A 2678-nucleotide genomic window follows, 5' to 3' on the forward strand; every position below is an offset into this window, starting at 1 on the left:
ATTATCAATCATTTTTCCAAGCAGGCAGATGATATGATCCTGGTGGGAAAAATAAACGGTGAGGTCCCGGCGTTGATTAACCGCCATTATGTGGCCGCTGATCTGAAAATTCTCACCGGTTTCATTGAACCTCATATGTGGGCGGGATTTTCCGGTGGCCGCAAGTCTATCCTGCCGGGGATTTCCTCCATTGAAACCCTGGAATACATGCATGGACCGGAAATGATTGCCCATCCCGAAACTGTCTATGGTACCCTTGAGGGTAATCCATTTCATGAAGCCGGCCTGGCTATCATGGCCAAGGCAGGAGCAGATTTCATCGTTAATGTCACCTTAAACACCCGCAAAGAAATTACCCGGGTTTTCGCCGGCGATCCGGTGGAAGCCCACCTGGAAGGCTGCCGATTTCTCACTCCTTTCTGTATCAAAAAAGTGGATGAACCGCTTGATTTTATTATTACCACCAATTCCGGTGCCCCCCTGGACTGCAACCTGTATCAGTCGGTAAAAGGTATCACCGGCGCTGCCCCGGTGGTCAAGAAGGGTGGAGAAATCATCATCGCCAGTGCCTGTTTAGAAGGTCTCGGCAGCCCGGAATATATTGAAATTCTAAAAATGGTCGATTCGCCGAAGAAGTTTATTGATCGCTTGCTGGCCAGAGAATTCTTCATCCCTGACCAATGGTGCGCCCAGGAAACCTACCAGGTAATGATCGATCATCCGGTCTGGTTCTATACCAGGGGAATCCTCCCGACCGAGCTGGAACGTTACCATTTTCAACCGGTCACCGACTTGAACAAAGCGATTGACGAATTGCTGGCCCTGCATGGCCCTGATGCCCGCTGGGCCGTGGTTCCCGATGGTCCTTTATTGATTTTGACACTTTCGTAAGAAGTCACAAACCAGATGGCACAGTAAAAGCTTCATATTTGAGGCAGGCAAAACCTAAGTCATGAGGCGTACTTTACCGTACGCTGCAATGACGAAGGTTGCAGCATAACAAAGAAGATGGAGTTTTTACAAAGTCATCAATTTTACAGCCGCAATCCCCGGAAAAAGGAGAATAGAATGGCAACATGTATTATCCCTATGAAAGAAGTTTTACTCCCGGAAGAATACCGCCTGATTGATGATTACGCCAGTACTGGCCATCCAGTAAAGCTTAAGGATCTCGCCACATTTCTGGCTGATAAATTCGGCCTGAAGATCAGCCTGGACCAGGATATCGTCACCGGTTTTTCCACCGACAGTTCAAACCTACCCGGCCATGCCGAAGCCCTCTGCCGCCCGGAAAGTGAGCGGGAATGTGCCATTATTATGCGGGCCTGTTACGCGGCCAGAATCCCGATGACCATCAGTGCCGGCCAATCCAATCTCACCGGCAGCGCCACCGCTGAAGGGGGTATGGTCATTTCCCTGGGACGGATGACAAACCCGCAGGTTTCCGTTGACATTGAGAAAAAACGGGTTACCGTCCCGGTCGGCATGGTCCTTGAAGATATGCGCAATCTGGTACTTGAACAAAGTGGCCAAAAACTTTATTACCCGGCCGATCCCACCAGCCGGTCAGATGCCTGGATTGGCGGCACTATTGCCTGCAATGCCTCCGGGTTTATTCCTGGAGAAATCGGCGCTACCAGGGAATGGGTTGAGGAAATCAGCTTTTTACTGCCAAACGGCTTAAAAATTCAGGCCAAACGCGGCCAGTACCGTTCGGAAAAGGGCTTTTTCCGACTGCAGCATGGTGAAGAAACCATTGACTGGCCTGTTCCCACTTATCCACGGCCGTCAATCAAAAATGCCAGCGGCCCTTTTTCCGCTGCTGATGGAAAAATGGATTTTATTGACCTGATTGTCGGCAGTGAAGGGCTGTTTGGCCTGGTGACTGCTGCCGTTTTTAAACTGGCTCCGCGTCCAACCGCCTATCTGGATCTTTTCTTCTCCCTCCCCGGGGAGCAGGAGGCACTGAAATTCCAGGATTACCTTTACCGGCACCTGGATGGTGATTTCGGCCGCCTGGCCGCCCTGGAATATTTTGGCATCAACTGCCGCCGGTACATGGATCATGAAAACCGGCTTTTCCACGGTGACAACCAGGTAGCCATATACATCCAGGTGCCACTGGCCGGAGAATCATTGGATTCCGCCCCTGAAGAATGGTTTAACCTGCTGCTGGAATCCAACTGCGGCATCGAGGCTGAAGCGGTCATCCTGCTGGACAACGAACCGATGAAACGCACCTTCATGGAAGCCCGGCATTCTATGCCGGCCAACGCCCTGGAACTGGTCCAGCAACGGGGCACCTACACAATCATGACCGATACGGTAGTTCCCCAGGAACAGTTCCCAGCTTTTCTCCAGTATGTCCATCAGATTCTAACCGCCGACGGAGTCGACTACCTTTCCTTCGGCCATTTCGGCGACAGCCATCTCCATTTTACTGTCCTGCCGGAAAAGTCCAACCTGGAACGGGCCACTGAACTTTACGATTTAATCATTGCCAAATCAGCCGAACTGGGCGGCGTCTATTCCGGCGAGCATGGAACCGGCAAGCGGAAACGGAAGGATTTTTTCCGCTGTTTCAACCAGGAAGCAATTGAACAGGTTAAACGATGCAAAACCGCTGTCGACCCGAATTTTATTCTCAATCGGGGTAATGTATTTCAGCCTTGAGCTAA

General features: G+C 51.1%; 2 protein-coding genes. Both read left to right on the plus strand.

The features are described from left to right. Nucleotides 1–891, plus strand: an 891-nt coding sequence (gene larA / locus U9P07_08650) for a nickel-dependent lactate racemase (GenBank protein ID MEA2109472.1), incomplete at its 5' end; no start/stop codon positions are given. A gap of 177 nt (nt 892–1068) precedes the next feature. Next, a complete protein-coding gene (locus tag U9P07_08655) occupies nt 1069–2673 on the plus strand; it encodes an FAD-binding oxidoreductase (protein ID MEA2109473.1) in 1605 nt (534 codons plus the stop codon). Nucleotides 2674–2678: the final 5 nt, after the last annotated feature.

The organism is Pseudomonadota bacterium (assembly GCA_034660915.1).
Classification (GTDB): Bacteria; Desulfobacterota; Anaeroferrophillalia; order Anaeroferrophillales; family Anaeroferrophillaceae; genus DQWO01.

Bases quoted from the DNA above. Each gene is read 5' to 3' on its own strand.
- U9P07_08655 (MEA2109473.1), top strand. From the start codon at position 1,069: ATGGCAACATGTATTATCCCTATGAAAGAAGTTTTACTCCCGGAAGAA.